Genomic DNA, 2,274 nt, shown 5'->3' with positions numbered 1-2,274 from the left:
AACCGCATCAACGCTCGCGGAAGACTGCCGGGCCGAGGACCCCGCAGACCACCGGTTGACAACAAAGGGGAGCCGGAATGGGGCGTGTCACACTCACGCCGACCTGCGCGGCAGCGCGTCCTCGCAGGCACGCTCGGTCAGAAACGGTTGCTACGTGAGGTCAGGCGCCGCATCAGTTGGTGGTTGAAGTAGCGACCGAAGGGCGCGCAGATCGTCAAGCACTTCAGCCCATTGTTCTCTCCAGTGCGCATCGAAGGGTTCGCTCGGCTGCATGATGTGCTTGGTAGCAGCGTCCAGGCGATTGATTAGGTTCCAAGCTGCTGCGCTCTGGGCAAGGTCCGTAGCGGCACGTGAGGCGCTCAGCGTGGCACGACCCAACCGGGCGCGTAGCGGATAGGCAGTCTCCGGATCGAAGTCGGAAGCCAAGACCTTATCGATACGACGGAGAGCATGGTTGACAGAAGTCGTCACAGGTTGCTCACTCTCTCCACAAAGGTTTCCGCCCGCCCAAGCCAGAGGTTCGCCGCGCTCAGGCTCGGTTTCGTTGCCGTAGGTATCTGTCTGGCTGTCGCGAGCCGGAAGCGGTAGAGCTCAATAGCAGCCTCTGTGAACTCCGACATCGCGACAGCGGCGAACGAGACTCTAATCGAGTCGGCCATCTGAAACTGGGGGGTGTCGAGCTTGTAGCAAGCGAGAATGCTGCAGTGCCGGATCACAGTTGCGATCGCACCAAGTTCAAAGAGGATGTCGTCCTCGTCCAGCGCGTCAGCCAACGCCCAGCGGACGTCCTCTAGTGCTTGAGCGAAGCCACGGATGTCGCGTAGATCGTTCTGATACCGCGGGAGCGTGGCCAGCAGGTCAGTCAGCCCCTCGGCAGCCTCCGTCGCGTGCAACTGCCGCCCTTCGAGTTTGAGGTGCAGAAGGAAGAGGGACCCGTAGCCGGCCATCTCCGCCACCTCATGCCAAGAGTACCGTCGCACGGAGAGATGCTGCGCTTGCGGAAGTGCCGCGATGCTTGTCCGTACGAGTGACGGATCTGGGTCAGTATCGGCGACAACCAGCACGTCCAAATCACTGGAGTGCGAATAGGTGCCACGAGCAACCGATCCGTACACCCAGATCTCGGTTGCGGCGGGCACCGTGTCTGTCGCTTGGGAACTAGCCGAGCGTCCCGTCATCGTCGGAGCAACGCTTTGACGAGGAGGGTCACGTACATGCCTGCGAAAACAACCCCGAGCAGCGCTTCGACCGCCGCCAATGCTTGCGTGGGCCAGGTTGTCAGCTCAGCAGCAGAGATGCGGTCGAGAAGAAGGAAGTTGCTCAGAGACAGCCACAGGTAGTCGCTGGCTAGAGCCTGTCCGTCTGGAAGCACGACGCCCGACTGAAGCGCCAGAAACAGGACCGGAAAAATGAGGAGCGCGGCAAGAGCGGCGCTCGAGAGGAGGCGCCAGGCCGACTCGCCGTGCCCCCACAAGAGACGGTTGAGACGGTGCCATCCGAGCCGGAAGACGGCCTGAGCTCTGCCCACCAGGTCGAAGTGCTCGCGATACCAGGCGGAATCTCCGCGGACGGCCGCCCGGAGGTGGAGATCGAGTGCGTCAATCGCGGCCACTCTGTATCGGCGCGCTTCCGTCGCGTTGCCCGCCGTCTCCGCCACGCGAGCGAGACCATCGAAGAGCTCGTTCCGCAGGTTCGCCTGTTGTGGGGCGGAGTGCAGCATCTGCTGGAACGGAGGTGCCGCGCCGCGAAACTCCGCGTAGCGAAAGTCGCAGTCGCGAATGGATACGTGGGTGAAGTTGCAGTTGATGAACTTGCACCCGACGAAGGTCGTATCCCTGAACTCGCCCTTCCGGAAGTAGCACTCGATGAAGACGCAATTGCGAAACGTGCCGCCTGCCACCTTGGCCCGGAGGAAACTGACGTTCGCGAACGTGCTGTTGGCGAAATTGGGCTTGTCAATCGCGCTGTCGTCAGCAAGCTGGCCCGCGATCAGGACGCCGTTACCTTGGAAGGGCGCGCCCAGCGTCTCTGGAGTCCGGCCGAATGCAAACGCGTCCACGGGTAGTGAATATCACGAATGACAGCCCGCGACATGTCGGCTGTGTACCTGCCAACCAGCGGTTCCCTGTTCAGTCAACACCTCGAGGACGTCACGCAGTTCCGTTTGCAGGACTGCCAGTCGACCCGTCGACGGGGTTGTCGGCAACGCTCGAATCTGGGGCCGATCCGACGGTGGAAAACGAGGCCACCTGTTGTGGGTTCTAGTCTGCCGTG

The 2,274-nt window shown here is 62.0% G+C and carries 2 protein-coding genes and 1 pseudogene; all 3 read right to left on the bottom strand.

The genetic code is table 11. The features are described 5' to 3' along the window. Positions 1 to 467 precede the first annotated feature (467 nt). The 3 genes and pseudogenes from AC4H2S_RS21135 to AC4H2S_RS21125 all read right to left on the bottom strand — a co-directional run bounded on the left by AC4H2S_RS21135 (position 468) and on the right by AC4H2S_RS21125 (position 2,059). The gene (locus tag AC4H2S_RS21135) at positions 468 to 956 is read right to left on the bottom strand and encodes a hypothetical protein (RefSeq protein ID WP_491498958.1); all 489 of its coding nucleotides are present in this window, start codon (positions 954 to 956) and stop codon (positions 468 to 470) included. A 90-nt stretch (positions 957 to 1,046) separates the two neighbouring features. Beyond that, positions 1,047 to 1,178: pseudogene (locus AC4H2S_RS21130) on the bottom strand (nucleotidyltransferase domain-containing protein); the annotation flags it as partial. Next, positions 1,175 to 2,059 (bottom strand): pentapeptide repeat-containing protein, encoded by an 885-nt coding sequence (locus tag AC4H2S_RS21125; RefSeq protein WP_491498957.1) that lies wholly within the window; start codon positions 2,057 to 2,059, stop codon positions 1,175 to 1,177. The pseudogene AC4H2S_RS21130 and the gene AC4H2S_RS21125, both read right to left, overlap by 4 nt. Between the last annotated feature and the right edge of the window lie 215 nt (positions 2,060 to 2,274).

This window comes from Nocardioides sp. Z13_37 (genome assembly GCF_058355585.1).
The sequence above is the reverse complement of the archived record's forward strand: the minus strand, read 5'-3'. Positions and strand labels throughout refer to the sequence as shown.